Annotated in this window: 19 protein-coding genes; 6 read left to right on the top strand and 13 right to left on the bottom strand. The window is 73.9% G+C overall.

What is annotated here, in order from left to right; translation table 11 throughout:
* Positions 1-57 precede the first annotated feature (57 nt).
* The 8 genes from BLR33_RS35975 to BLR33_RS08695 all read right to left on the bottom strand — a co-directional run bounded on the left by BLR33_RS35975 (position 58) and on the right by BLR33_RS08695 (position 10,667).
* A complete protein-coding gene (locus tag BLR33_RS35975) occupies positions 58-405 on the bottom strand; it encodes a hypothetical protein (RefSeq protein ID WP_093783698.1) in 348 nt (115 codons plus the stop codon).
* Positions 402-1,361 (bottom strand): SPFH domain-containing protein, encoded by a 960-nt coding sequence (locus tag BLR33_RS08725; protein ID WP_407639651.1) that lies wholly within the window; start codon positions 1,359-1,361, stop codon positions 402-404. Before BLR33_RS08725 ends, BLR33_RS35975 begins: the two co-directional genes overlap by 4 nt.
* Positions 1,362-1,564: 203 nt before the next feature.
* Positions 1,565-3,022 carry a catalase gene (locus tag BLR33_RS08720; protein WP_093783697.1) on the bottom strand — a complete coding sequence of 486 codons (1,458 nt, stop codon included), beginning with the start codon at positions 3,020-3,022 and terminating at the stop codon, positions 1,565-1,567.
* Between the two features lie 169 nt (positions 3,023-3,191).
* The gene (locus BLR33_RS08715) at positions 3,192-5,018 is read right to left on the bottom strand and encodes an ATP-binding SpoIIE family protein phosphatase (protein ID WP_322987147.1); all 1,827 of its coding nucleotides are present in this window, start codon (positions 5,016-5,018) and stop codon (positions 3,192-3,194) included.
* Positions 5,019-5,729: 711 nt separating this feature from the next.
* The gene (locus tag BLR33_RS08710; protein ID WP_245771264.1) at positions 5,730-6,419 is read right to left on the bottom strand and encodes a class I SAM-dependent DNA methyltransferase; all 690 of its coding nucleotides are present in this window, start codon (positions 6,417-6,419) and stop codon (positions 5,730-5,732) included.
* A gap of 329 nt (positions 6,420-6,748) precedes the next feature.
* Positions 6,749-7,432 carry a cytidylyl-2-hydroxypropylphosphonate hydrolase gene (gene fomD, locus BLR33_RS08705; RefSeq protein ID WP_093783695.1) on the bottom strand — a complete coding sequence of 228 codons (684 nt, stop codon included), beginning with the start codon at positions 7,430-7,432 and terminating at the stop codon, positions 6,749-6,751.
* Positions 7,433-7,455: 23 nt separating this feature from the next.
* Positions 7,456-8,862: a class II fumarate hydratase gene (locus BLR33_RS08700; RefSeq protein WP_093783694.1), complete on the bottom strand. Its 1,407-nt coding sequence runs from the start codon at positions 8,860-8,862 to the stop codon at positions 7,456-7,458.
* A 125-nt stretch (positions 8,863-8,987) separates the two neighbouring features.
* Positions 8,988-10,667 (bottom strand): fumarate hydratase, encoded by a 1,680-nt coding sequence (locus tag BLR33_RS08695; protein ID WP_093783693.1) that lies wholly within the window; start codon positions 10,665-10,667, stop codon positions 8,988-8,990.
* 213 nt (positions 10,668-10,880) lie between these two features.
* Between BLR33_RS08695 and BLR33_RS08690 the strand changes: the two genes are divergently transcribed.
* Both BLR33_RS08690 and BLR33_RS08685 read left to right on the top strand, forming a co-directional pair.
* Positions 10,881-11,543, top strand: coding sequence for a DUF1707 SHOCT-like domain-containing protein (locus BLR33_RS08690; RefSeq protein WP_093783692.1), 663 nt, complete (start codon positions 10,881-10,883; stop codon positions 11,541-11,543).
* 208 nt (positions 11,544-11,751) lie between these two features.
* Positions 11,752-12,105 carry a WhiB family transcriptional regulator gene (locus BLR33_RS08685; RefSeq protein WP_093783691.1) on the top strand — a complete coding sequence of 118 codons (354 nt, stop codon included), beginning with the start codon at positions 11,752-11,754 and terminating at the stop codon, positions 12,103-12,105.
* A gap of 292 nt (positions 12,106-12,397) precedes the next feature.
* On the opposite strand, the gene glpX is transcribed toward BLR33_RS08685, so the two are convergent.
* Positions 12,398-13,429 carry a class II fructose-bisphosphatase gene (gene glpX, locus BLR33_RS08680; RefSeq protein ID WP_093783690.1) on the bottom strand — a complete coding sequence of 344 codons (1,032 nt, stop codon included), beginning with the start codon at positions 13,427-13,429 and terminating at the stop codon, positions 12,398-12,400.
* Between the two features lie 160 nt (positions 13,430-13,589).
* Between glpX and BLR33_RS08675 the strand changes: the two genes are divergently transcribed.
* Entirely contained in the window at positions 13,590-14,132 is a 543-nt protein-coding gene (locus BLR33_RS08675) for a DUF4245 domain-containing protein (protein ID WP_245771263.1), read from the top strand.
* Positions 14,133-14,141: 9 nt separating this feature from the next.
* Here BLR33_RS08675 and BLR33_RS08670 read toward each other — a convergent pair whose 3' ends face one another.
* The 3 genes from BLR33_RS08670 to xseA form a co-directional block, all read right to left on the bottom strand.
* Entirely contained in the window at positions 14,142-14,390 is a 249-nt protein-coding gene (locus BLR33_RS08670) for an exodeoxyribonuclease VII small subunit (protein WP_093783688.1), read from the bottom strand.
* A 43-nt stretch (positions 14,391-14,433) separates the two neighbouring features.
* Positions 14,434-17,556: a glycosyltransferase gene (locus tag BLR33_RS08665; RefSeq protein WP_176930179.1), complete on the bottom strand. Its 3,123-nt coding sequence runs from the start codon at positions 17,554-17,556 to the stop codon at positions 14,434-14,436.
* Between the two features lie 178 nt (positions 17,557-17,734).
* Complete coding sequence (xseA, locus tag BLR33_RS08660) at positions 17,735-18,949, bottom strand: exodeoxyribonuclease VII large subunit (protein ID WP_093783686.1); 1,215 nt, start codon at positions 18,947-18,949, stop codon at positions 17,735-17,737.
* A gap of 56 nt (positions 18,950-19,005) precedes the next feature.
* Between xseA and BLR33_RS08655 the strand changes: the two genes are divergently transcribed.
* Positions 19,006-19,989: a 4-hydroxy-3-methylbut-2-enyl diphosphate reductase gene (locus BLR33_RS08655; protein ID WP_093783685.1), complete on the top strand. Its 984-nt coding sequence runs from the start codon at positions 19,006-19,008 to the stop codon at positions 19,987-19,989.
* Between the two features lie 48 nt (positions 19,990-20,037).
* The gene (gene ppgK, locus BLR33_RS08650) at positions 20,038-20,775 is read left to right on the top strand and encodes a polyphosphate--glucose phosphotransferase (RefSeq protein WP_093783684.1); all 738 of its coding nucleotides are present in this window, start codon (positions 20,038-20,040) and stop codon (positions 20,773-20,775) included.
* Here ppgK and BLR33_RS08645 read toward each other — a convergent pair.
* Positions 20,696-21,481 (bottom strand): DUF6542 domain-containing protein, encoded by a 786-nt coding sequence (locus BLR33_RS08645; protein WP_093783683.1) that lies wholly within the window; start codon positions 21,479-21,481, stop codon positions 20,696-20,698. The two genes, ppgK and BLR33_RS08645, sit on opposite strands and share 80 nt — an antisense overlap.
* Before the next feature lie 258 nt (positions 21,482-21,739).
* On the opposite strand from BLR33_RS08645, the gene ychF reads away from it, so the two are divergent.
* The gene (gene ychF / locus BLR33_RS08640; protein WP_093783682.1) at positions 21,740-22,828 is read left to right on the top strand and encodes a redox-regulated ATPase YchF; all 1,089 of its coding nucleotides are present in this window, start codon (positions 21,740-21,742) and stop codon (positions 22,826-22,828) included.
* Positions 22,829-22,863 lie beyond the last annotated feature (35 nt).

Genomic DNA, 22,863 nt, shown 5'->3' with positions numbered 1-22,863 from the left:
ATCGCGTGTATACCCGCTGTGGATAATCGGGATCCGGGCTGTCCCCGCAGGTCGTGACTACCCGTCGGCTGCCCTCTCGGCGCCCTTGCCGTCCTGGTCGGCCCCGCCGTTCCGGTCGTCCTGGCTGTCCTTGTCGTCCTTGCCGTCCTGGTCGGCCCGGCTGCTGCGGCCGTCCTGCGCCGGGACCGCGCTCGCGGGGTCCTTGGGCGGGCGGCCGCGGCGCGGGATCGGGCGGGCGCCGGCCGGCAGCCGGCCGGCGTCGGCGAGCGCGCGCCGCAGCAGGTACTCGATCTGCGCGTTGGTGCTGCGCAGTTCGCCCGCCGCCCAGGCGGCCAGGGCGTCGTGGACGGCCGGGTCGAGCCGCAGCAGCACCTGCTTGCGGGCCGGGCGGCCGGTGTCGGTCACTGGTAGAGCGTCCCGGTGTTGAGGACCGGCTGGGCGGCCCGCTCACCGCAGAGCACCACGAGCAGGTTGCTCACCATGGACGCCTTGCGCTCCTCGTCCAGGTCCACGATGTCCTGCTCGGCGATCCGCGACAGCGCCGCCTCCACCATGCCCACCGCGCCGTCCACGATGGTGCGGCGCGCCGCGACGATGGCGCCCGCCTGCTGCCGCTGGAGCATCGCCGAGGCGATCTCGGGCGCGTAGGCGAGGTGGGTGAAGCGGGACTCGATGATGCGCACCCCGGCCGACTGCACCCGGGCGGCGATCTCGGCGGACAGCCGCTCGGTGATCTCCTCGGCGTTCTCCCGCAGGGACAGCCCGTCGGTGTCGTAGCGGTCGTAGGGGTAGCTGGTGGCGATGTGCCGGACGGCGGTGTCGGTCTGGAAGGAGACGAACCGCGGGAAGTCGTCCACCTCGAAGACCGCCTGCGCGGTGTCCTCGACCTGCCAGACCACCACCGCGGCCAGCTCGATCGGGTTGCCGTAGGCGTCGTTGACCTTCAGGGCCGCGGTCTCGTGGTTGCGCAGCCGGGTGGAGATCCGCCGCCGGCTGGTGAAGGGGTTCACCCAGCGCAGGCCGTCCTGCCGGATGGTGCCCTGGTAGCGGCCGAACAGCTGGCAGACCCGGGCCTGGCCCGGCGCCACCTGGGTCAGCCCGAACAGCGCGGTGAAGGCCGCGAGCAGCAGCACCACCCCGACACCCACCAGGCTCCCGGCGGTCGCCCCGCTCTGCCCGGCGCCGACCGCGATCAGTGCCACCCCGCCCGCTGCCACCAGCAGCGAGACCAGCAGCACCGGCAGTCCGGGCGTGCCGGCCGCCCGCCGCTCGTGCACCCGCGGCCGCGGCATCTCCGGCACGTCCTCGCGTACCGCGGCCAGCGCGTCCCGGCTCGGACCCCGGCCTGTTCCCTCGTCCATGGCATTTCCCCCATCACAGTGATTGCTCTTTCTATCTAAGTGTAATCACATTACCGTGGGTGGGGAAGGGAGGTGCCGACTCACAGGATGCGAGCAGCCCCGGGCCACGGGAGGACACACGTGGCCCGGGGCTGCGCCTTCGGGGGCGTTCGCCAGGGCGGAACCTGCACGGATCCGCGACGGTGACGGCCGCAGGGGGCGGCTCAGGGCCGCTTGACCGCCGCCGCGATCCGGTCGCCGATCTGCTGGTCGATGCTGCGCCAGTACGCCAGCGCCCGCTCCAGCACCGGCGCGCTCACCCCGTCGCTCAGGTGCCCGGCGACGTTGCCGACCAGCCGGTCGCGGGCGGCGTCGTCCAGCACCTCGCGCACCATCGTGCCCGGCTGCCCGAAGTCGTCGTCCTCGCGGTGCCGGGTGTACGCCTCGCGCACCATCTCGCCGGCCGCCTGCCAGCCCGCGATGTCGCCGTACGCCTGCGCGGACGCGGCCGGCCCGCCGTAGGAGTTCGGCGCGTACGGGGCGCCGGTGCGGGCCGGCTCGAAGCGCATGGGCCCGTCCTTGGCGTAGGAGTGCACCGGCACGTGCGGCCGGTTCGGCGGCAGCTGGGCGTAGTTGGGCCCGATCCGGTAGCGGTGGGTGTCGGGGTAGGAGAAGAGCCGGCCGAGCAGCATCTTGTCCGGCGACGGGCCGATGCCGGGCACCATGTTGGACGGCTCGAAGGCCGCCTGCTCGATGTGGACGAAGTAGTCCTCGGGGTTGGTGTCCAGCGTCATCCGGCCGACCTCGATCAGCGGGTAGTCGCCGTGCGGCCACACCTTGGTCAGGTCGAACGGGTTGAACCGGTAGTCCGGCGCGTCCTCGAACGGCATCACCTGCACATAGAGCGTCCAGGACGGGTGGTCGCCGCGCTCGATCGCCTCCCACAGGTCCTGCCGGTGCGCGTCGGCGTTCTGCCCGGCGAGCTCGTCGGCCTCGGCCTGCGTGAGGAAGTCGATGCCCTGGTCGGTCTTGAAGTGGTACTTGACCCAGAACCGGGTGCCGGCGCCGTTGACCCACATGTAGGTGTGGGAGCCGTAGCCGTTCATGTGCCGGTAGGTGCGCGGGATGCCGCGGTCGCCCATCAGCCAGGTCACCTGGTGGGCGGACTCCGGCGACAGGGTCCAGAAGTCCCACTGCATGTCGTTGTCACGCAGGCCGTTGTCCGGGCGGCGCTTCTGGCTGCGGATGAAGTCCTGGAACTTGATGGTGTCGCGGACGAAGAACACCGGGGTGTTGTTGCCGACCAGGTCGTAGTTGCCCTGCTCGGTGTAGAACTTCAGCGCGAAGCCGCGCGGGTCGCGCCACGTGTCGGGGCTGCCCTGCTCACCGGCGACGGTGGAGAAGCGGGCCAGCATGCGGGTGGTCCGGCCGGGCTGGAAAAGGGCGGCCTTGGTGAACTGGCTGACGTCGTTGGTGACCTCGAACCGGCCGTAGGCGCCGCTGCCCTTGGCGTGCACGACCCGCTCCGGGACGCGCTCCCGGTTGAACTGCGCCATCTTCTCGATCAGATAGTGGTCCTGGAGCAGGATCGGGCCGTCCGGGCCGACCGTCAGCGAGTGCTCGTCGCTCTCCACGGCGATGCCGGCGTTGTTGGTGGTGTGCTGGACGTCGGGTGTGCTCATCGGGATGATTCCTCCCGTACGGCGCGGGGACGCCGTGACTCGGGTCGTGTACGCGGGGTCTGCTACCCAGACTGGGCGCTTTTGCCCCCGCGTGCCTCCCCGGCGCGGCCCCCGCCGCCCCGCGTCACCCCGGTGCCGGTACCGGCACCGCTCCCGGCTCTGCTCCCGGTCACAACCCCAGCTCGAACCAGACGACCTTGCCCGCGCCCAGACGGGTGGCGCCCCAGCGCTGCGCCATCCGGTTGACCAGGTACAGGCCGCGGCCGCCCTCCTCCTCGGGCGCCGCGTGCCGCATCCGGGGCAGCAGCGGCGCGTCGTCGCCGACCTCGCAGCGCAGCACGTCGGTGCGCAGCAGCCGCAAGGTGACCGGGCGTTCGGCGTACCGCACCGCGTTGGTGACGACCTCGCTGACCAGCAGCTCGGCCGCGTCCACCTGCTCGTCCAGGCCCCAGCGGCGCAGCGCCTGGCGGACCAGGCGGCGGGCCCGCCCGGCCGTTTGCGCCTGCGGCTCCAGGAACCAGTAGGCGACGTCGCTGGGCGCGATCCCGGCGAACCGCGCCGCCAGCAGCGCGATGTCGTCGTCGCGGTCGCCGGGGCCGAGGATCTCCAGCACCTCGTCGCACAGCGGCTCCAGCGGCGGCGGGGAGACCACGGTCGCGGCGTCGTGCAGCCGCTCGCGCAGCAGCTCGATGCCGCCCCACACGTCCCGGCTGCGGGACTCGACCAGGCCGTCGGTGTAGAGCAGCAGGGTGGCCCCGGCCGGGGCGGGCAGCTCGACCGCCTCGAAGGGCACCCCGCCCACGCCGATGGGGGCGCCCGGCGGCACCCGCAGCACCTCGGCCAGGCCGTCCGCGTGCAGCAGCACCGGCGGCGGGTGCCCGGCGTTCGCCACCACCAGGCGGTGCGCGATCGGGTCGTAGACGGCGTACACGCACGTTGCCATCCGGTCCTGGCCGAGCCGCTGGGCCTGCTCGTCCAGGTGGTAGAGCACCTCCTGCGGAGCGAGGTCCAGGCCGGCCAGGGTCTGCACGGTCGTGCGCAGCTGGCCCATGATCGCCGCCGAGGTCATGGAGTGGCCCATCACGTCGCCGACCACCAGGGCCACCCGGCTGCCGGGCAGCGGGATCGCGTCGTACCAGTCGCCGCCGACCCGGGCGGACTCCGCCGCCGGCAGGTAGCGGCTGGCCAGTTGGACGCCGGTGGGCTGCGGCAGCGAGTCGGGGAGCATCTCGCGCTGCAGGGCGTCGGCGATGTACGCCTCGCGGCCGTAGAGCACCGCCTTGTCGACGCCGAGCGCGGTGTGGGTGGCCAACTGCGCGGCCACCAGCAGGTCGTCGGCCTCGAAGGCCGGGCGGTCGGCGCGGCGCAGCAGCACCGCGGCGCCGATCACCCGGCGGCGGCCGCGCAGGGGCGCGAGCAGGGCGCGCCGCCCGGTCGGCAGCGGGCTCTCGGGGTAGCCCAGGAGTTCGGCGAGCGCGTCGGCGGCCCGCGGCGACTCGGCGAAGACCGGCCGCACCCCGCGCAGCACCTCCGCCAGCGGCCCGTCGCTGAGCACCCCGATCGACTCCGGCGCCCCGGTGTACGGGGTCTCCAGCGCCGGGAGGGTGCCCACCGGCACCTCCTCGTCCTCGCCGGGCCCGTCCAGGCCGCCGTCGGCCCGGCGCAGCCGCAGCCGCAGCGGGCCCGAGGGGCGCTCGTCGCCGACCGGCAGCGGCTCGCGCAGGTAGACCAGGATCGCGTCGGCGAAGGCCGGCACCGCCGAGCGGCACAGGCCGAGCAGGATCTCGTCCAGGTCGAGGCCGCGGGCGATCCGGCGGGTCGCCGCGCCCACGTAGCGCAGCCGGTCGGCCTCGGGCCCCGTCTGCACGGGCATCGGGATGCGCATGCCCACCGAGTCCTCGTCGCCGGGGTGCCCGGCCGCCTCCAGCGGCGTGCCCCGTGGCGGCGTGCTGACATACGCGCCCAACGCCTCGCTCCCCTCCGTCACTCGCGGCATCCATCCCGTTCCGTGCCCCGGGGCCGGAGGCGGTGGCTGGCCCTCGCCCAGCGGTCCGCCGGAGGCCCCTTCCGGCGGCGGCTGCGGGCTCGGCGGCGCCTCCTTGGCCCCACCGGGCGCTCGTCCCCGGCCGGGCGCCGGGGTGCCGTCGCTCCGCCGTGCACTGTACGCCCCGGCGGCACTCCCGCGCGGGCCGGCGGCGCCCGGCCCGGTCCCGGGGCGGCCCGTGGCGGGGGGCGATCCGGCGCCGTCCGGGCTCTCCGCCGGGTGCGCGTCGTGGCCGCGGGCGGCGTCGGGCCGGGTGTCGCGGTCGTGGTGGTCGGGCTCGGGCACGGCGGGGCCGGCGGGCGCGCCGGGCACCCCGGCCGGCTCCGCGGGATCCGCCTGCTCCTGCTCCGCCGGTCCGGGCGCGCGCAGGCCGAAGCCGCCGCGCGGGTCCTGCGGGGGCGGCGCGGCGGGCTCTCGGGGCGGGCGGGGCGGGTCCGTGGTCACGCGTGTCGGTCCATCCGTCGGTGCTCGGCCGTCGGCGTACGGCGGGAGGCGCGGGCCTGTGCGGGGGTCGGGTCGGGGTCGGTGAGGGTCTGCGAGGGTCTGTGAGGTCTGTTGCGTTCTGCCGGGGAGCGGGAAGCCGGGGCTCGGCGCCTCAGCCGGGGGACCGGGCCGGTCGGACCGGTGCCGGCGGGAACCGGCGCCGCCGGCGGGCGGCCGGGGTCACACGCGCCGGCAGTAGAGGAAGATCTGCTCCTCCGGCGGCACGTCGGCGCTCGCCGGCGCGTACGCGTACGACTCCTCCTTGATCACCTCGAAGCCCGCGTCGGTGACGACGTGCTGCAGTTCGTCGCGCAGGTAGCCCGAGACGCGGATGGTGCGGCCGAGGAAGGGGATCGACATGTCGTCCACGTCGGCCTCGACCATGCCGAGCGCCAGCAGGCCGTGGGGCACGAGCAGGCCCCGCACCGCGGCCAGCGCGGCCGGGATCTCGGCCCTGGGCAGCATCAGCAGGGTGAAGAAGGCCGCCACGGCGTCGAAGGAGCCCAGCGGCAGCGGCCCGCCCTCGACCAGGTCGAGCACATCGGCCTGGAGGAAGGCCGCGCCCGGCACATTGGCCCGGGCGAGCTCCAGCATGCCGGCCGACAGGTCCACCCCGGTGACGTCGAGCCCGGCGTCGACCAGCCGGCGGGCGGTGGGCAGGCCGGTGCCGCAGCCGAGGTCGAGCACGGCCGCGCCCTGCGGCAGCGACGCGGTCAGCCAGCCGCCGGCCGCGATCTGGCCCTCCTTGTGCGGGAACGCCTCGTCGTAGCGGTCGCCGATGGCGTCGAACGCCTCGGCCTGGCCGCTGCGGTCCCGGTCGGGGACCCCGGCAGGGGGTGCCTCGACGTACTCCTGGCCGCCGTTGTCCACTGCTCGAAGCCTCCCTGGCTGCGCTGTGCGAATCGTGGGGGTACGGGTGTGCCGCGGCCCTGCCGGACCGTGACGTGCCGTGCCGGGCCTCGCGATGGCGCCGTGGGGGGACGGGGACCGGGCCGGCACAGGCATGGCATATGCCGGACGCGGCACTCGTTTGTACCCCCGTGACGTGGCGTCAAACTCTAGGCCGTGCCAGGCAATTGTGCAGTCTTCCCGGGCCGATCCTACGGTTGCGGCCCCGCGCGGCGGCAAGGGGCCGCGCGGCGCGTCCCGCCCGCCTGCCGGGACGGCCCCGCGAGCGGCGGGGCCGTCCCCGCGCGGGCTCAGCGGGCCGGGCGGTCCCAGTCGGCGGGCAGCGCCGGCACCGTCCAGGAGGGGTCCGGGCGCCAGTCCTGCCAGCCGTCGCGGAACGGCGGGCCCCAGCGGCGCAGCACGGCGACCGCGGCCCGGCCGGCCTCGCGCACCCGCGCGGCCAGCTCGGCCGGCATCAGCCCGTCGGCCTGCGCCTGGGCGAACTCGTCCTCGTCGCGCCACTGCCAGCTGCGGTCGGGGTGCACGGAGATGTCGAGGAAGTGGTCCTCGGAGTCGACCCCGCCCGACCAGCGCCGCAGCGGCTCCTCCAGGTTCACGTACCAGCTGCGGAACTGCCAGCCCTGGTCCCAGAAGAGCCACACCGACCACGGGTCACCCGGTCGGGCGAGCTTGAGCACGCCGCCACCGAACCACTCCTCCACCGTCCGGGTACGCGGCTTGACGTACCGGGTGGCCAGCGGCTCGCGGTGCACCGGCGTGCCGTCGGCCATCACCGGCCGCACGCACGGGGTGCCCGGGGCGAGCCACACCGCCAGCAGTTCGGCGTCGTCGCGGACCACTGTCACCGGGCGGCAGATGTGCACCTCGTCCGAGCCGTTGCCGCGATAGCGCCAGAGCACGTGCTCGCCGGGGGCCCAGTAGCGCGCGGGCGGACGGGACCGGTCGGACGGGGTGGGGTCGAGGTCGGCTGTCATGGACGGAGTTTACGGACGCTCCGTCAGGGACGGGTCATCCGCAGGACGTCCAGCGCCTCGTCGAGCTGCGTTTCGGACAGCTGCCCGCGGTCGACGTACCCCTCCTCCAGCACCACCTGCCGGATCGTCTTGCGCTCGGCGAGCGCCTTCTTGGCGACCTTGGCCGCCTCCTCGTAGCCGATGTAGCGGTTGAGCGGGGTGACCACCGAGGGCGAGGACTCGGCGTACTCGCGGGCCCGCTCGGTGTGGGCGGTGATGCCCTCGACCGTACGGTCGGCCAGCAGCCGGGAGACGTTCGCCAGCAGCCGCACCGACTCCAGGATGTTGCGGGCGATCACCGGCAGCATCACGTTCAGCTCGAAGTTGCCCGCCGCGCCGGCCACCGTGATCGCCGTGTCGTTGCCGATCACCTGGGCGGAGACCATCAGCACCGCCTCGGGCACCACCGGGTTGACCTTGCCCGGCATGATCGAGGAGCCCGGCTGCAGGTCGGGCAGGCTGATCTCGGCCAGGCCGGTGCGCGGGCCCGAGGACATCCAGCGCAGGTCGTTGGCGATCTTCGTCAGGCCGACGGCGATCGTCCGCAGCTGGCCCGAGGTCTCCACGATGGCGTCCCGGGCGCCCTGTGCCTCGAAGTGGTTGCGGGCCTCGGTCAGCGGCAGCCCGGTGGTGCGGGCCACCTCGGCGATCACGGCCGCCGGGAAGCCGGGCGGGGTGTTGATGCCGGTGCCCACCGCGGTGCCGCCCAGCGGCAGTTCGGCCAGCCGCGGCAGCACCGCCGCCAGCCGCTCGATCCCGTAGCGGACCTGGGCCGCGTAACCGCCGAACTCCTGGCCGAGGGTGACGGGGGTGGCGTCCATCAGGTGGGTGCGGCCGGCCTTGACCACCTCGGCGAACTCCGCGGACTTCGCCTCCAGCGCCTCGGCCAGGCGGGTGAGGGCGGGGACCAGGTCGCGGGTGACCGCCGCGGTGGCCGCGATGTGGATGGAGGAGGGGAAGACGTCGTTGCTCGACTGCGAGGCGTTGACGTCGTCGTTGGGGTGCACCCGGCGGCCCAGTCGCTCAGTGGCCAGGGCCGCGATCACCTCGTTGGTGTTCATGTTGGACGAGGTGCCCGAGCCGGTCTGGAAGACGTCGATCGGGAAGTGCGCGTCCCAGTCGCCGGCGGCCACCTCCTCGGCGGCGGCCTCGATCGCGGCGGCGACGTCCGCGTCCAGCACGCCGAGCCCGGCGTTCACCTTGGCCGCGGCCGCCTTGATCCGGGCCAGCGCCTGGATGTGCGCGCGCTCGATCCGCTGCCCGGAGATCGGGAAGTTCTCCACGGCCCGCTGCGTCTGCGCCCCCCAGCGCGCCTCCGCCGGCACCCGCACCTCGCCCATCGAGTCGTGCTCGACCCGGTACTCCCCACCACTCTGCGTCTGCTCGTCCATACCCCCTACAGTGCCCCGCCCGTCCCCTTTGTTCCCCGCGTCGTTCGCCGGGGCGCCGCCGCCGCGGCCCGCGAGCAAGCGGGCACACGGACGGGCGCGGGAGTGAAGGGGACGGGCGGCGCGGGCTACGCGCCCTGGCGGACCGGGATGGAGGTGAAGGTGGGGGAGGGGGCCGGGTCCTGGAAGAAGTCGTTGCCCTTGTCGTCCACCACCACGAACGCCGGGAAGTCCTCGACCTCGATCTTCCAGACGGCTTCCATGCCCAGCTCGGGGTACTCCAGCACCTCGACCTTCTTGATGCAGTCCTGCGCCAGCCGGGCCGCGGGGCCGCCGATCGAGCCGAGGTAGAAGCCGCCGTGCGCGCGGCACGCGTCGGTGACCTGCTTCGAGCGGTTGCCCTTGGCGAGCATCACCAGGGAGCCGCCGGCCGCCTGGAACTGCTCGACGTAGGCGTCCATGCGGCCGGCCGTGGTGGGGCCGAAGGAGCCGGAGGCGTAGCCCTCGGGGGTCTTGGCCGGGCCGGCGTAGTAGACGGCGTGGTCGCGCAGATACTGCGGCATCTCCTCGCCCGCGTCCAGCCGCTCCTTGATCTTGGCGTGCGCGATGTCGCGGGCCACGACCATCGGGCCGGACAGCGACAGCCGGGTCTTGACCGGGTAGCGGGTCAGCTCGGCGCGGATCTCGTCCATCGGCCGGTTGAGGTCGATGCGCACCACGTCGTCGTCGAGGCCCGCGGCGGAGCCGCCGGTGAGCGCAGCATCGGTCGTCTCCGGCAGGAAGCGCGCCGGGTCGGTCTCCAGCTGCTCCAGGAAGACGCCCTCGGCGGTGATCTTCGCCAGCGCCTGGCGGTCCGCCGAGCAGGACACCGCGATCGCCACCGGGCAGGAGGCGCCGTGCCGCGGCAGCCGCACCACCCGCACGTCGTGGCAGAAGTACTTGCCGCCGAACTGCGCCCCGATGCCGATCTTCTGGGTCAGCTCGAAGACCTTCTGCTCCAGCTCCTTGTCCCGGAAGCCGTGCCCGGCCGGCGATCCCTCGGCCGGCAGCTGGTCCAGGTAGTGCGCGGAGGCGTACTTGGCGGTCTTCAGCGCGAACTCCGCGCTGGTGCCGCCGACCACGATCGCCAGGTGGTAGGGCGGGCAGGCGGCCGTGCCCAGCGAGCGGATCTTCTCCTCCAGGAAGCGCATCATCGACGCCTCATTGAGCACCGCCTTCGTCTCCTGGTAGAGGAAGGACTTGTTGGCGCTGCCGCCGCCCTTGGCCATGAAGAGGAACTTGTAGGCGCCGCCGTCGGTCGCGTACAGCTCCACTTGGGCCGGCAGGTTGGAGCCGGTGTTCTTCTCCTCCCACATCGTCAGCGGGGCCATCTGGGAGTAGCGCAGGTTGAGCTTGGTGTAGGCGTCGAAGATGCCCCGGGACAGGGCCTCCTCGTCGCCGCCGGAGGTGAGCACGTTCTGGCCGCGCTTGCCCATGACGATCGCGGTGCCGGTGTCCTGGCACATCGGCAGCACGCCGGCGGCCGCGATGTTGGCGTTCTTCAGCAGGTCCAGCGCCACGAAGCGGTCGTTGGGGCTGGCCTCCGGGTCGTCCAGGATGCGGCGCAGCTGGGCGAGGTGGGCCGGGCGCAGGTAGTGCGAGATGTCGTGCATCGCCTCGGCCGCGAGCCGCCGCAGCGCCTCGGGCTCGACCTTCAGGAAGGTGCGCCCGCCCGCCTCGAAGGTGCTCACGCCTTCGGCGGTGATCAGGCGGTACGGCGTGGGGTCCTCGCCGAGGGGGAGCAGATCCGTGTAGGCGAACTCGGGCATCAGGGGCAGTCCTCACTCGGCAGCGTCGATGCGGTGAAAGCCCCTTCAGGGTAGAACGTGGCCGCCCCGCCGCCGCTGTGAGGTCCCCCGCACCCGGCCCGCACCCGGCCGCCACTCGCCCCGCGGTGGGGGACGGGCGGGGGTGTCCCCTAGGGGAACGCGGTGCGGACTTCGGGGTAGTCGCGATCTATCGCGTCTGTGTACGGTGGTGCGGTGGACGAATCCCAGCTCCAGAAGCGCTCCCAGCCGCCGTCCGCCCCGGTCGCCGAGGGCGAGTTGAGGGCGTCGGACGCCGACCGGGACCGCGTCGCCGACATCCTGCGCGAGGCCCTGGCCGAGGGCCGGCTGGACTCCGCCGAGCACGCCGAGCGGCTCGACCGCCTCTACGCCTCCAAGACCCTCGGCGAACTGGAGCCGCTCGTCCGCGACCTGCCCGGCGTCCGCGGCCCGGCGCCGGCCCCCGGGCCGGTCGCGTACACCGCCGACCCCACCGGTGAGAACCCGCACCTGGTCGGCATCCTCGGCGGCGCCGAGCGCAAGGGCCGCTGGCGGGTGGGCAGCCGCATCACCGCCGTGGCGATCATGGGCGGCGTGGAGATCGACCTGACCGAGGCCACCTTCACCTCGCCCGAACTCGTCATCCACTGCACGGCGATCATGGGCGGCATCACCATCAAGCTGCCGGAGAACGTCACCCTGCGCGGCGGCAGCGTCGTCGGCATCATGGGCGGCTCCGACGTCAAGGCGTTCGAGGCGCCCGAGCCGGGCGCGCCCTCGGTCCGGGTGGACGGCATCGCGTTCTGGGGCGGTGTGGAGGCCAAGGCGAAGCGCGGCAAGAAGGTCGCCGACTGGACGAAGAAGCGACTGGAGAAGTAGCCCGGGACGCACGGGGAGCGTGCGCGGGATGCGAACACCGGGCGAACACGGTGCGCATGAAGTCGCGCACAGCGGGTAGGGGAAACGCACGCCGCCGCACGGCACTTCCGGCCCACCCTCGCCCGGATGCGCCGGCGACAGGCAAGCGTGGCAATGGCCCCCAGAGCTGCGCCTGGGGGTACCCGAACGCCGTCGTCAGGAGTATCCCGTGCTTCAACCGATCGAGCCCGTCAAGGAGACCGCGCTCCCGCCTGGCCATCCGCGGGATCTGGGCGGCCCATGGCACTCGGAGGCCGCCTGCCGCAGCGACGAGGCGGGGATGTTCTTCGCTCCCTCCAAGGAACCCACCGCGGCCCGGCTGTCACGCGAGGAGGCGGCCAAGCGGGTGTGCGCCCGCTGCCCGGTGATGCTGGAGTGCCGCGAGCACGCGCTGCTCCTGCCCGAACCGTACGGGGTGTGGGGCGGGATGACCGCGGCGGAGCGCCGGGTGGTGCTCGCCCGCCGCCGGCGCCGCGAGGTCGAACTCCAGCGCCCGGCCGCGCGGATAGCCGCCGCGGGCTGAGCGCAGGCCGAGGGGGGCCGCCCCGGGCCGGGCACGCCGGGGGAGGCCGAGGGAATGCCGAGGGAAGCACGTAAGAACAGAGGGAAGCCGTAAGGGAGTGCGTCCCGCCGGGTGCCGGCGCACCCGGCACCGCGCGGGACCTGCGCGCCCCGGCCGCCCGCCGCCGCTGCCCGGGATCACGGGGCCCGGGCAGCGGCCGCACAGCCGGCTGTGTGCTCTCCCGTGCTCTCCTGTGCTCTCCCGCGCGTCCGCGACTGCCCCGGCCCGGGGGCCGACGGGCGCAGGGGAGCGGTCAGTTGGCCCGGTCGAAGTCGATCGAGCTGTACGCGCGCAGCTTCGACAGCCGGTGCACGGAGTCGATCTGCCGTATGGTGCCGGACTTCGAGCGCATCACCAGGGACGAGGTGGTGGCCGTCTCCGCGCGGTAGCGCACCCCGCGCAGCAGCTCCCCGTCGGTGATGCCGGTGGCCACGAAGAACACGTTGTCGCCGTCGACCAGGTCGCGGGTGTGCAGGACCCGGTCCAGGTCGTGCCCGGCGTCCAGCGCCTTGCGCCGCTCGGCGTCGTCCTTGGGCCACAGCCGGCCCTGGATGGCGCCGCCCAGGCAGGCCATTGCGCAGGCGGTGATGATGCCCTCCGGGGTGCCGCCGATGCCGAGCAGCAGGTCCACGCCGGTGCCCTCGCGGGCCGCCATGATCGCGCCGGCCACATCGCCGTCCTGGATGAACTTGATCCGCGCGCCCGTCTCGCGGATCTGGCGGGCCAGCTCGTCGTGCCGGGGCCGGTCGAGCAGCACCACGGTGACGTCCTCGGGCGAGCCGCCCTTGGCCTTGGCGACCCGGCGGATGTTCACCTCCGGCGGCGCCGTGATGTCCACGAACTCGGCCGCCTCCGGGCCCACCACCAGCTTGTCCATGTAGAAGACGGCCGACGGGTCGTACATCGCGCCCCGCTCGGCCACCGCGAGCACCGAGACCGCGTTCGGCATGCCCTTGGCGGTCAGCGTGGTGCCGTCCACCGGGTCCACGGCGACGTCGCACTCCGCGCCGCTGCCGTCGCCGACCCGCTCTCCGTTGTAGAGCATCGGCGCCTCGTCCTTCTCGCCCTCGCCGATGACGACCACGCCGTTCATCGACACAGTGTGCACCAGGGTGCGCATCGCCTTCACCGCGGCGCCGTCGGCGCCGTTCTTGTCGCCGCGCCCCACCCACCGGGCGGAGGCCATGGCGGCGGCCTCGGTGACGCGGACCAATTCCAGGGCCAGGTTGCGGTCAGGGTCCTCCGGGCTCACTTCGAGCTGGGGCGGCAAGTGCTGTTCGGTCATCGCAGCGCACCTTTCTGTACGAGGACGGCCGGAAATGAGGGTGCTGCGACCCTATCGGCAGACCGCGAGAATGAGCAGGGCGTGTGTCACATGAGCGGAGCTTCCCTGTGCGGGTACCCGGCAGCCGGAACACAAACGCCCATGGGGGACCATGGAGGGCGTGGCAGCGGACAAGCGTGGCAACAAGACGGTGCGGGACCTGGCCCTGTCGATGGTCGTGCTGGGCGTCGTCGTCTTCGGGATCTACCTGTTCGTCCCGCACGGCAACGGCAAGCGGGACCCGGTGAAGACGGAGACGGTCAGCTACAACGTCGAGCTGGAGCAGGCCCGCAGGGACGCCCCCTACCCGGTGCTCGGCCCCACCGGGCTCGGCGCGCGGTGGCGGGCCACCTCGGTGCAGTACAGCGGCGCCGACCGCCGCAACGTCACCTGGCACCTCGGCTTCGTCGACCCCGAGGAACAGTACGTGGCCCTGGAGCAGACCAACGGCGCCGCCAAGGCGTTCGCCGCCCAGGTCACGATCGGCTCGCACCCCGACCCGGGCAGCGGCGTGGCCGTCGCCGGTGCCACCTGGCAGCACTGGTCCGGCGGCCGCTACGACGCGCTGGTCCGCACCGACAAGGGGGTCACCACGGTGGTCATGGGCACGGCGCCGCAGAGCCAGCTGGTCCGCCTGGCGACCTCGCTGCGGCCGACCGGCTGAGGCCGCCGCCTACTCCTCGCCCTCGGCGCCTTCCTCCTGCGCTTCCTCCGCCTCCTCGGCGGCCAGCGCGGCGTCCAGGCGGGCGCGGGCGCCCTCCAGCCAGCGGCGGCAGATCCGGGCCAGCTCCTCGCCGCGCTCCCACAGGGCGAGCGACTCCTCCAAGGTGGCGCCGCCCGCCTCCAGCCGGCGGACGACGTCGATCAGCTCGTCCCGCGCCTGTTCGTACCCGAGCGTCGCCCGGGCGTCCTGGTCAGCCATGCCCGCAAGAGTAGGGGGTGCGTCGGACACGCCGGGCGACCCCTCAGGCGGAGCCGCGCATCCGGCGCAGGGCGCGGGCCAGCGGATTGCGGGTCCGCGGCGGCGCGGGCTGCCGGGGCTGCGGCGGCTTCGGACGGCCCACGCGCAGCGAGAGGTCGCTCCCGGGGGTCGTCCAGTAGGGGGTGACGCGGCGGTCGGAGCCGTCCGGGTGGGGGCGCCAGGACAGGGCGTCCGTCACCTCGGGCAGGCGGCCGGAGCCCAGGCGGGCCGACGCCGTCCAGCCCAGGGCGGTGAGGCGGACGTGGAAGTCCCAGGCGCCGTCGCCGAGGACCGTACCGGGGACGACGGCGCCCGGATCGAGGACCGCGGTGCCGGTGACGGCGAGGGTGTCGAGGGCTTCGGCGCCGCCGTCCGCGGGCACCGGCTCCCGGACGGCCTCGTACGCGGTGGGCAGCGGGTACTGCGCCCCGGTCGCCCGCTCCCGCAGCACCAGCACCGCCGTGGCCCGCGCGGGCTCGGCCGCGCCGGTCAGCGACTCGGCGGCAAGCCGGCCGCGCAGCTCGGGCGGCAGGCCCGTAGGACTCAACCGGTCCTGTCCCGCGAGGAGTTCCAGCGGGCGGCCGTCCGCGGCCGGCCGGGCGGTGAACGCGACCGCCAGGGTGCCGTCGTCCCGCCACTCCACCGAGCGCAGCAGCGGCAGGCACGCCACCGTCCGCTCCCAGCCGGACAGCGCCAGCAGGTCTGCGGTGCGGCCCTCGGCCAGGAGCGCGAGCGCCAGCCGCTGCCGCGCGGGCAGGCCCGCGGCCGCGGTCGGCGACAGGTGCGGCAGCGTCTCGCGGATCTGCCCCAGCAGCTCCTCGCGGTCCGCCTCGGCCATCTCCGCCAGCCGAGTGCCGCCGATCCGGTCCAGGACCTCCACCCGCAGCCACCGCCGGTGCAGCCGGTCCCGGGCCGGCCCCGGCACGGTCAGGCCGTCCGCGACCGCGGCAAGCTCGCGCAGCCGTGCGTAGAAGGGCCCGGGCCGCACCGGCTCGGCCTTGGCGAGCGGGGCGTAGGAGCAGCACACGTAGGAGCCGAGGACCGCGGTGCGGCGGGCGTGCAGCAGCGCCCGGACGGTGTACTCCTGCTCCCGCAGCGGCCGTCCGTCCGGGCCGAAGCGCAGGCCGTGCCGCTGCGCCATGGCCCGGTCGACGAGCTTGTCCGCGGTCAGGCTGTCGCCCAGCGGGTCCTTGGCCAGGCTCGCCGCGGGCCGGTCGCGGGCGTACAGCTCCTTCGGCACCGGGCGCCCCTTCGCGCCGGCGAGCCGGCCCGCGACGACATCGGCGTCGTGCTCCAGCCCGTAGCCGTACAGCCGCTCCAGTGCCTCGGGTCCCAGGCGGTCGCCCGGCCGCAGGAAGTAGAGGTAGTCGCCGCGGGCCGCGGCCGCGCCGGTGTCCCGCCGGTCGCCGCCGCCCTCGTGCCGCACCACGCGCACCCCGGCCGGCAGCGGGTCGGGCACGGCCTGGACGGCGTCGGCGACCAGCACCGTCTCGAACCGCTCCGCGGGCCAGGACTGCCCGGCCAGCGACGCCAGGCTCGCCGCCAGCAGCTCCGCGTCCTCGCCCGCGGGCAGCACGACACTGACCGAGGGGGCCGCGGCCCTTGGGGACGGCTCGACGCCGGTCTGCGTGGCGAGGACGAGTACGCCGTCACCCGCCGCCTGCGACACGCGGGTGCCGGCCGCCGCACCGGCCGGGACGGCGGGGGCGCCGCCCGGGACCGCGAGGTCGGTGGTGCGGTCCAGCCCCGGACCGAGCACCCGCACCTGCAGGTCCCACTCGCCGGCGGGCAGCGGCTGCCCGCCCGCGGCCCGGCGCGGGTCCACCGCCACCGTGCCGCGGACCACCGGCGCCACCCCGCCGCCGGGCTGCTCCTCCCACACCACGTCGAGGTCGCGCGGCAGCATCCACTTCACGGCGGTCTCCCGGTTGTGCAGCAGCACGTCCACCCGGAAGCGCGTCAGCTCCTCGCTGACGTCCACCCGCTCCACGCCGAGCCCCTCGGTCAGCGCCGCGGGCAGCAGGTACCGCCCGCCGTCGCGCTCCAGGGCCAGCGGCTCGCCGCCGTAGGTGAAGGACGCGTCGAAGGACAGCCGCAGCCGCTCGCGGTGCCAGTAGGCGCCCGTCAGTTCGGCCCGCGCCCCCATCCGGGCCGCCCGCGCGGCCAGTTCGGCGACTTCGGCGGTGCGGCCCGCCCGCACCAGCGCGGCCCGCGGCCGCTCCAGGCCGAGCAGGCCCGCGTACACACCCTCGGTCAGGTACTGCGCCGCCACCTCGCGGAGGGCCTGCAGGAGCCGGTCGCGGTAGTCGTCGTCGGGGTAGGCGGGGAAGATCGGTTCGCTGAGGTACTTCACCATGTCCGCGCGCCAGAAGCGCCGCAGCCACGTGTCGCGCGCCGGACCCGGCTCGGTCTCGGCGAGCAGCGCGTCGAGGATCTCCCGCAGGTTGCGCGCGTAGCTCGCCGGGTCCAGCAGGTCGGGCGTGGCGTGCCCGCCCTCCTCGCGCTCCAGGTAGAAGTAGCAGGGGTAGTCCCCGACGATGGACACCGACCGGGCCCGCAGCACCGCGGGCACCATGAACAGCAGGTCCTCGCCCACGTAGTGGCCCACCGGGAAGCGGATGCCCTGCTCGCGCAGGAACTGCGTCCGGTACATCTTGTGCACGGTGAGGCTGTCGTGCAGCGGCGCCGTCCGCCACGTCACCGACTCGCGGGTGCGCGACATCAGCGCCTGGGGAGCGCCGCGCAGCCGGTGGGTGATCGTCACCTTGCCGATCACGTAGTCCGAGCCGTTGCGGGCACCGATGGCGTACATCCGCTCCAGTGCCTCGGGGCCCATGCTGTCGTCGTGGTCCACGAACTGCACGTACTCGCCGCGGGCCTGCTCGATCGCCACGTTGCGCGGCCGGCCCGGCCAGCCGGAGTTCTCCAGCCTGATCACCCGGAACAGCGGGTCGCGCGCGGCCAGTTCCTCCAGCCGGTCCGGCGTGCCGTCGGTGGACCCGTCGTCAACGAAGAGCACCTCGAAGTCCTCGGCGGGCAGCGTCTGGCGCTTCATGGAATCGATCAGCGGCCCCACCACGTCGCCGGAGTTGTAGGTGGGAACGACCACGGTGACCTTGAGCGACACGCTGCACCCCACAACCGCCGGCGGGGGCACCCCGGGCGGACCGCTGACACGACCGGCCACATCCTAGTCACCCGCCGGTCACCGCAGGTCCGTCCGCCGGACAGCGGCCCACCCGCCCACCTGGGCCGATATCGCGGGTCAGTCGGGATCGGCCGGGATCGGCCGGGGGCAGCCGGGGTCACTCGTCGGGCGCGACCTCGACGCCGAAGGCGCCCCCGGCCACCCGGGCGCGCAGCGGCTCGCGCGCGCCCAGCCCCTCCGGGGTGCGGACCACCGAGCCGTCCTCGCGCTGGAGCACCGCGTAGCCGCGGTTCAGGGTGGCCGCGGGGGAGAGGGCGACCACCCGGGCCAGGGTGTGGGCGAGGTCCCCGTCCGCCCGGTCCAGCAGGTGGCCCAGGGTGCGCCGGGCACGGCCGAGCCGGTCGGCCACCTCGCCCTCGCGCTCCTCGACCATCCGGTACGGGGCCGCCAGCGCCGGGCGGCTCAGCGCCGCCTCCAGGCCGCGCTCCTCGCGCTCGATGATGCCCCGCAGCACCCGCAGCGCCCGGTCCCGCACCAGCCGCACCCGCGCCAGCTCCTCGCGCACGTCCGGCACGATCCGCTTGGCGGCGTCCGTCGGCGTCGAGGCGCGCAGGTCGGCCACCAGGTCCAGCAGCGGGCTGTCCGGCTCGTGCCCGATCGCCGAGACCACCGGCGTCGCGCACTCCGCCACCGCCCGCACCAGCCGCTCGTCGGAGAAGGGCAGCAGGTCCTCGACACTGCCGCCGCCGCGGGCCACGACGATCACGTCCACCTCGGGGTGCGCGTCCAGCGACCTGACCGCCTCGATCACCCGCGGCACCGCGGTCGCGCCCTGCACCGGCACGTTGCGCACCTCGAAGCGCACCGCGGGCCAGCGCAGCCGCGCGTTCTCCCGCACGTCCCGCTCGGCGGCCGAGGCCCGCCCGGTGACCAGGCCGATCAGCCCCGGCAGGAAGGGCAGCGGGCGCTTGCGGGCGGGGTCGAAGAGCCCCTCCGCCGCCAGGGCCTTCTTCAACTGCTCCAGCCGCACCAGCAGTTCGCCCATGCCGACCGGCCGGATCTCGCTCGCCCGCAGCGACAGGGTGCCGCGCGGCCCGTACCACTCCGGCTTGGCGTGCACCACCACCCGCGCGCCCTCGCCGACCACATCGGCCACCTGCTCGTACACCCCGCGGAAGCACGTCACCGACAGCGAGACGTTGCGCGAGGGGTCGCGCAGGGTCAGGAAGACCACACCCGCGCCCGGGCGCCGCGACAGCTCGGTGATCTGCCCCTCGACCCACACCGCGCCCAGCCGGTCGATCCACCCCCCGATCAGCCGCGACACCTCGCCGACCGGGATCGGCGCGTCCGCCGAGGTTTCCAGAGCCATGACCGCACCCTAGTGCGCCCCTCGGACAGCGCGGGGCAGCCCCGTACGATGGGCCCATGAGCTCTGACTCCACCCGCCGTGTCCTGCTCGCCGCCCCCCGCGGGTACTGCGCTGGCGTGGACCGTGCCGTCATCACCGTCGAGAAGGCGCTGGAGCAGTACGGCGCCCCGGTCTACGTGCGCAAGCAGATCGTGCACAACAAGTACGTCGTGCAGACCCTGGAGAAGAAGGGCGCCGTCTTCGTCGACGAGACCGAAGAGGTGCCCGAGGGCTCCATCGTCATCTTCTCCGCGCACGGCGTGGCGCCCGTCGTCCACGACGAGGCCGCCGAGCGGAAGCTCGCCTCCATCGACGCGACCTGCCCCCTGGTCACCAAGGTGCACAAGGAGGCCGTCCGGTACGCCAAGGACGACTACGACATCCTCCTCATCGGCCACGAGGGCCACGAGGAGGTCATCGGCACCATGGGCGAGGCCCCCGAGCGCATCCACCTGGTCGACGGCCCCGCCGACGCCGCGGGCGTTCAGGTGCGCGACGAGTCCAAGGTGGTCTGGCTCTCCCAGACGACGCTGTCGGTGGACGAGACCATGGAGACCGTCGACGCGCTGAAGGACCGCTTCCCGCAGCTGGTCTCCCCGCCCAGCGACGACATCTGCTACGCCACCCAGAACCGCCAGGTCGCGATCAAGCAGATCGCCGCCGAGGCCGACCTGGTGATCGTGGTGGGCTCGCGCAACTCCTCCAACTCGATCCGGCTGGTGGAGGTCGCCCTGCAGGCCGGCGCCGGCGCCGCGCACCTGGTGGACTTCGCCGAGGAGTGCGAGGAGGGCTGGCTGGAGGGCGTCTCCACGATCGGCGTCACTTCCGGCGCCTCGGTGCCCGAGATCCTGGTCGAGGGCGTCCTGGAGTGGCTGGCCGCCCGCGGCTTCGGCGATGTGTCGGTGGTGACCTCGGCCCGCGAGTCCATCCAGTTCTCGTTGCCGAAGGAACTGCGGCGGGACCTGCGTGCGGAGCTCGCCGCCGGGGAAGCCAACAGGTGACGAGACTCGGACAGGTGCGGATCAGCACCCGCCCTTAACGTGGAGGCCATGAACGTGTTCGGTGTGGACATCGGCGGTACGGGGATCAAAGGCGCGCCGGTCGACCTCGACCGCGGCGACCTGTCCGAGGAGCGCTGCAAGGTGCCCACACCGCACCCGGCCACGCCGGAGGGTGTCATCGAGGGCGTGGCCGAGGTGGTCGCGCACTTCGGCTACCGCGGCCCGCTCGGGGTGACCTTCCCCGGCGTCGTGGTCGACGGCGTGACCCGCACCGCGGCCAACGTCGACCACGGCTGGATCGGCGTGGACGCCCGCAAGCTGCTCAGCGAGCGGCTCGGCGGCCCCGTGGTGGTGCTCAACGACGCGGACGCCGCCGGCGTCGCCGAGATGACCTTCGGCGCCGGGCGGGGCCGTGGCGGCACCGTCATCCTGCTCACGCTGGGCACCGGCATCGGCAGCGCCCTGTTCGTGGACGGCAAGCTGGTGCCCAACACCGAGCTGGGCCACCTGGAGCTGCACGGGCACGACGCCGAGCGGCGCGCCTCGGTCAAGGCCCGCGAGGACGAGGAGCTGAGCTGGGAGCACTGGGCGCACCGGCTGAAGAAGTACCTGGCGCACGTGGAGATGCTCTTCTCGCCCGACCTGTTCGTGATCGGCGGCGGGGTCAGCCGCAAGCCCGACAAGTTCCTGCCGCACATCCACGGGATCAGCGCGGAGATCGTCCCCGCGGAGCTGCAGAACAACGCCGGGATCGTCGGCGCCGCGATGGCTGCCGCAAAGCTCTGACGCCGACGATGACGGCGGCCAGCACGGTGCCGGTGTAGAGCCAGCCGGTCATCAGGGCGAGCCCGGTGAAGACGGCCACCAGGTGCCCGACGAGGCCGCCGCTGCCGCCGTCGGCGGTGAGCACGATGCCCAGGGCGAAGGCGATGGGCGCGGCGACGGGCGCGGCCACCAGGTCGTAGGGCCGTACGTAGACCGCGGCGGCCGCGCACACCAGGACGAAGACGACGCCGAAGAACGTGCCGGGGCCGTGGAAGAGCAGGGAGTCCAGCAGGCCGGCGAGCACGGTGACCACGGTGACGAGGGCGGCGGTGCCGAGGCCGGTGAGGCGGGGGCGGAGGCGGGCGGTACGGGTGCGGGTGCGCGCAGCGCGTGTCGTGCCGGTGGCGCGGGGGGTTTGGGCGCGGGCGGCGCGGGTCGGGGCGGCGCTGCCGACGGTGCCATCGGTGCGGGGGGTGCCGGTGCGGCCGGTGCCGGCTGGGCGGCTGGTACGGGTGGTGCCGGCTGTCCAGGCCTGCGTACCGCTGGTTACCCCCGTACTGTCGGCGCCCCCAGCAACGCCGGTACCTCCCGTGCCGCCGGTGCTGCCGCCGCCGGGCAGGGTGCGCAGCCGTCGTACGGCGGCCGCGACCGGCCCGGCCGGGCGGACCGGGACGGCGGCCGGGGCGGGGCGGGGGGCGGTGCCCGTACGCGTACTGTGTTGGTCCACCTACCCAACGTAGGCACGAAAAGTGGTGTACGCAGGGCCGGGACACGCGGATTCGCCCGGCTGGGCGCGCTGTTCGAGACGCGCGGCCTGGTCCGGTGCCCGGTGGGCGTCCCGGTGGAGCGGTGCCGCGAGTGCCCGCGTGGGTGTCTGGGAACCCGGGCGGGCGGGTGTCGGGGCGCTCGGCCGTCCGGGTGAGGCGGGCCCGGCCCGTAGACTTGGAGCCGGTCCACCCCCTCCGCGCCTACGGGAAGTCGTCACGTGTCGCTCACCATCGGAATCGTCGGTCTGCCGAACGTCGGCAAGTCGACGCTCTTCAACGCCCTGACCAAGAACGACGTGCTGGCGGCCAACTACCCGTTCGCCACCATCGAGCCGAACGTCGGCGTGGTCGGCGTGCCGGACCCGCGGCTGGACCGGCTGGCGGAGATCTTCGGCTCGGCCCGGGTGCTGCCGGCCACGGTGGACTTCGTGGACATCGCCGGCATCGTGCGCGGTGCCTCCGAGGGCGAGGGGCTGGGCAACAAGTTCCTCGCCAACATCCGCGAGTCGGACGCGATCTGCCAGGTCATCCGGGCGTTCAAGGACGAGAACGTGGTCCACGTGGACGGCAAGGTCTCGCCCAAGGACGACATCGAGACGATCAACACCGAGCTGATCCTCGCCGACCTGCAGACCATCGAGAAGGTGCTGCCGCGGCTGCAGAAGGAGTCGCGGATCAAGAAGGACGTGGCGCCGAAGGTCGCGGCGGTCGAGGAGGCGAAGGAGATCCTGGACAAGGGGGACACCCTCTTCTCCCAGGGCGTGCTCCAGGGCACCGAGCGGGCCGCGCTCCTGCACGACCTGCACCTGCTGACCACCAAGCCGTTCCTCTACGTCTTCAACGTGGACGAGGAGGAGCTGACGGACGAGGACTTCAAGGCAGCGCAGCGGGCGCTGGTGGCGCCGGCCGAGGCGATCTTCCTCAACGCGAAGCTGGAGGCGGACCTAGCGGAGCTGGACGACGCGGACGCCCTGGAGCTGCTGGAGTCGGTGGGCGCGCAGGAGCCGGGCCTGGCGACGCTCGCCCGGGTCGGCTTCGAAACGCTCGGCCTGCAGACGTACCTCACCGCGGGCCCCAAGGAGGCCCGCGCGTGGACCATCAAGCGCGGGGCCACGGCTCCCGAGGCGGCGGGCGTCATCCACACGGATTTCCAGCGCGGCTTCATCAAGGCGGAGGTCATCTCCTACGACGACCTCGTAGCCGCGGGCTCCGTCCCCGAGGCCCGCGCCCGCGGCAAGGCCCGCATGGAGGGCAAGGACTACGTCATGCAGGACGGCGACGTCGTGGAGTTCCGCTTCAACGTGTAGTCATTCGAGCGGAAGGCCGTCTGTCAGTCATCAAG

It is taken from the genome of Actinacidiphila guanduensis (genome assembly GCF_900103985.1).
Taxonomy (GTDB): Bacteria; Actinomycetota; Actinomycetes; order Streptomycetales; family Streptomycetaceae; genus Actinacidiphila; species Actinacidiphila guanduensis.
This window is presented reverse-complemented; position numbering and strand designations above follow the sequence as displayed.

Excerpts from the sequence above, each read along its gene's own strand:
- BLR33_RS08725 (WP_407639651.1), bottom strand. The coding sequence starts at position 1,361 with ATGGACGAGGGAACAGGCCGGGGTCCGAGCCGGGACGCGCTGGCCGCG.
- BLR33_RS08720 (WP_093783697.1), bottom strand. The coding sequence starts at position 3,022 with ATGAGCACACCCGACGTCCAGCACACCACCAACAACGCCGGCATCGCC.
- BLR33_RS08715 (WP_322987147.1), bottom strand. The coding sequence starts at position 5,018 with ATGCCGCGAGTGACGGAGGGGAGCGAGGCGTTGGGCGCGTATGTCAGC.
- fomD (WP_093783695.1), bottom strand. The coding sequence starts at position 7,432 with ATGACAGCCGACCTCGACCCCACCCCGTCCGACCGGTCCCGTCCGCCC.
- BLR33_RS08700 (WP_093783694.1), bottom strand. The coding sequence starts at position 8,862 with ATGGACGAGCAGACGCAGAGTGGTGGGGAGTACCGGGTCGAGCACGAC.
- BLR33_RS08695 (WP_093783693.1), bottom strand. The coding sequence starts at position 10,667 with ATGCCCGAGTTCGCCTACACGGATCTGCTCCCCCTCGGCGAGGACCCC.
- glpX (WP_093783690.1), bottom strand. The coding sequence starts at position 13,429 with ATGACCGAACAGCACTTGCCGCCCCAGCTCGAAGTGAGCCCGGAGGAC.
- BLR33_RS08670 (WP_093783688.1), bottom strand. The coding sequence starts at position 14,390 with ATGGCTGACCAGGACGCCCGGGCGACGCTCGGGTACGAACAGGCGCGG.
- xseA (WP_093783686.1), bottom strand. The coding sequence starts at position 18,949 with ATGGCTCTGGAAACCTCGGCGGACGCGCCGATCCCGGTCGGCGAGGTG.
- BLR33_RS08655 (WP_093783685.1), top strand. The coding sequence starts at position 19,006 with ATGAGCTCTGACTCCACCCGCCGTGTCCTGCTCGCCGCCCCCCGCGGG.
- ppgK (WP_093783684.1), top strand. The coding sequence starts at position 20,038 with ATGAACGTGTTCGGTGTGGACATCGGCGGTACGGGGATCAAAGGCGCG.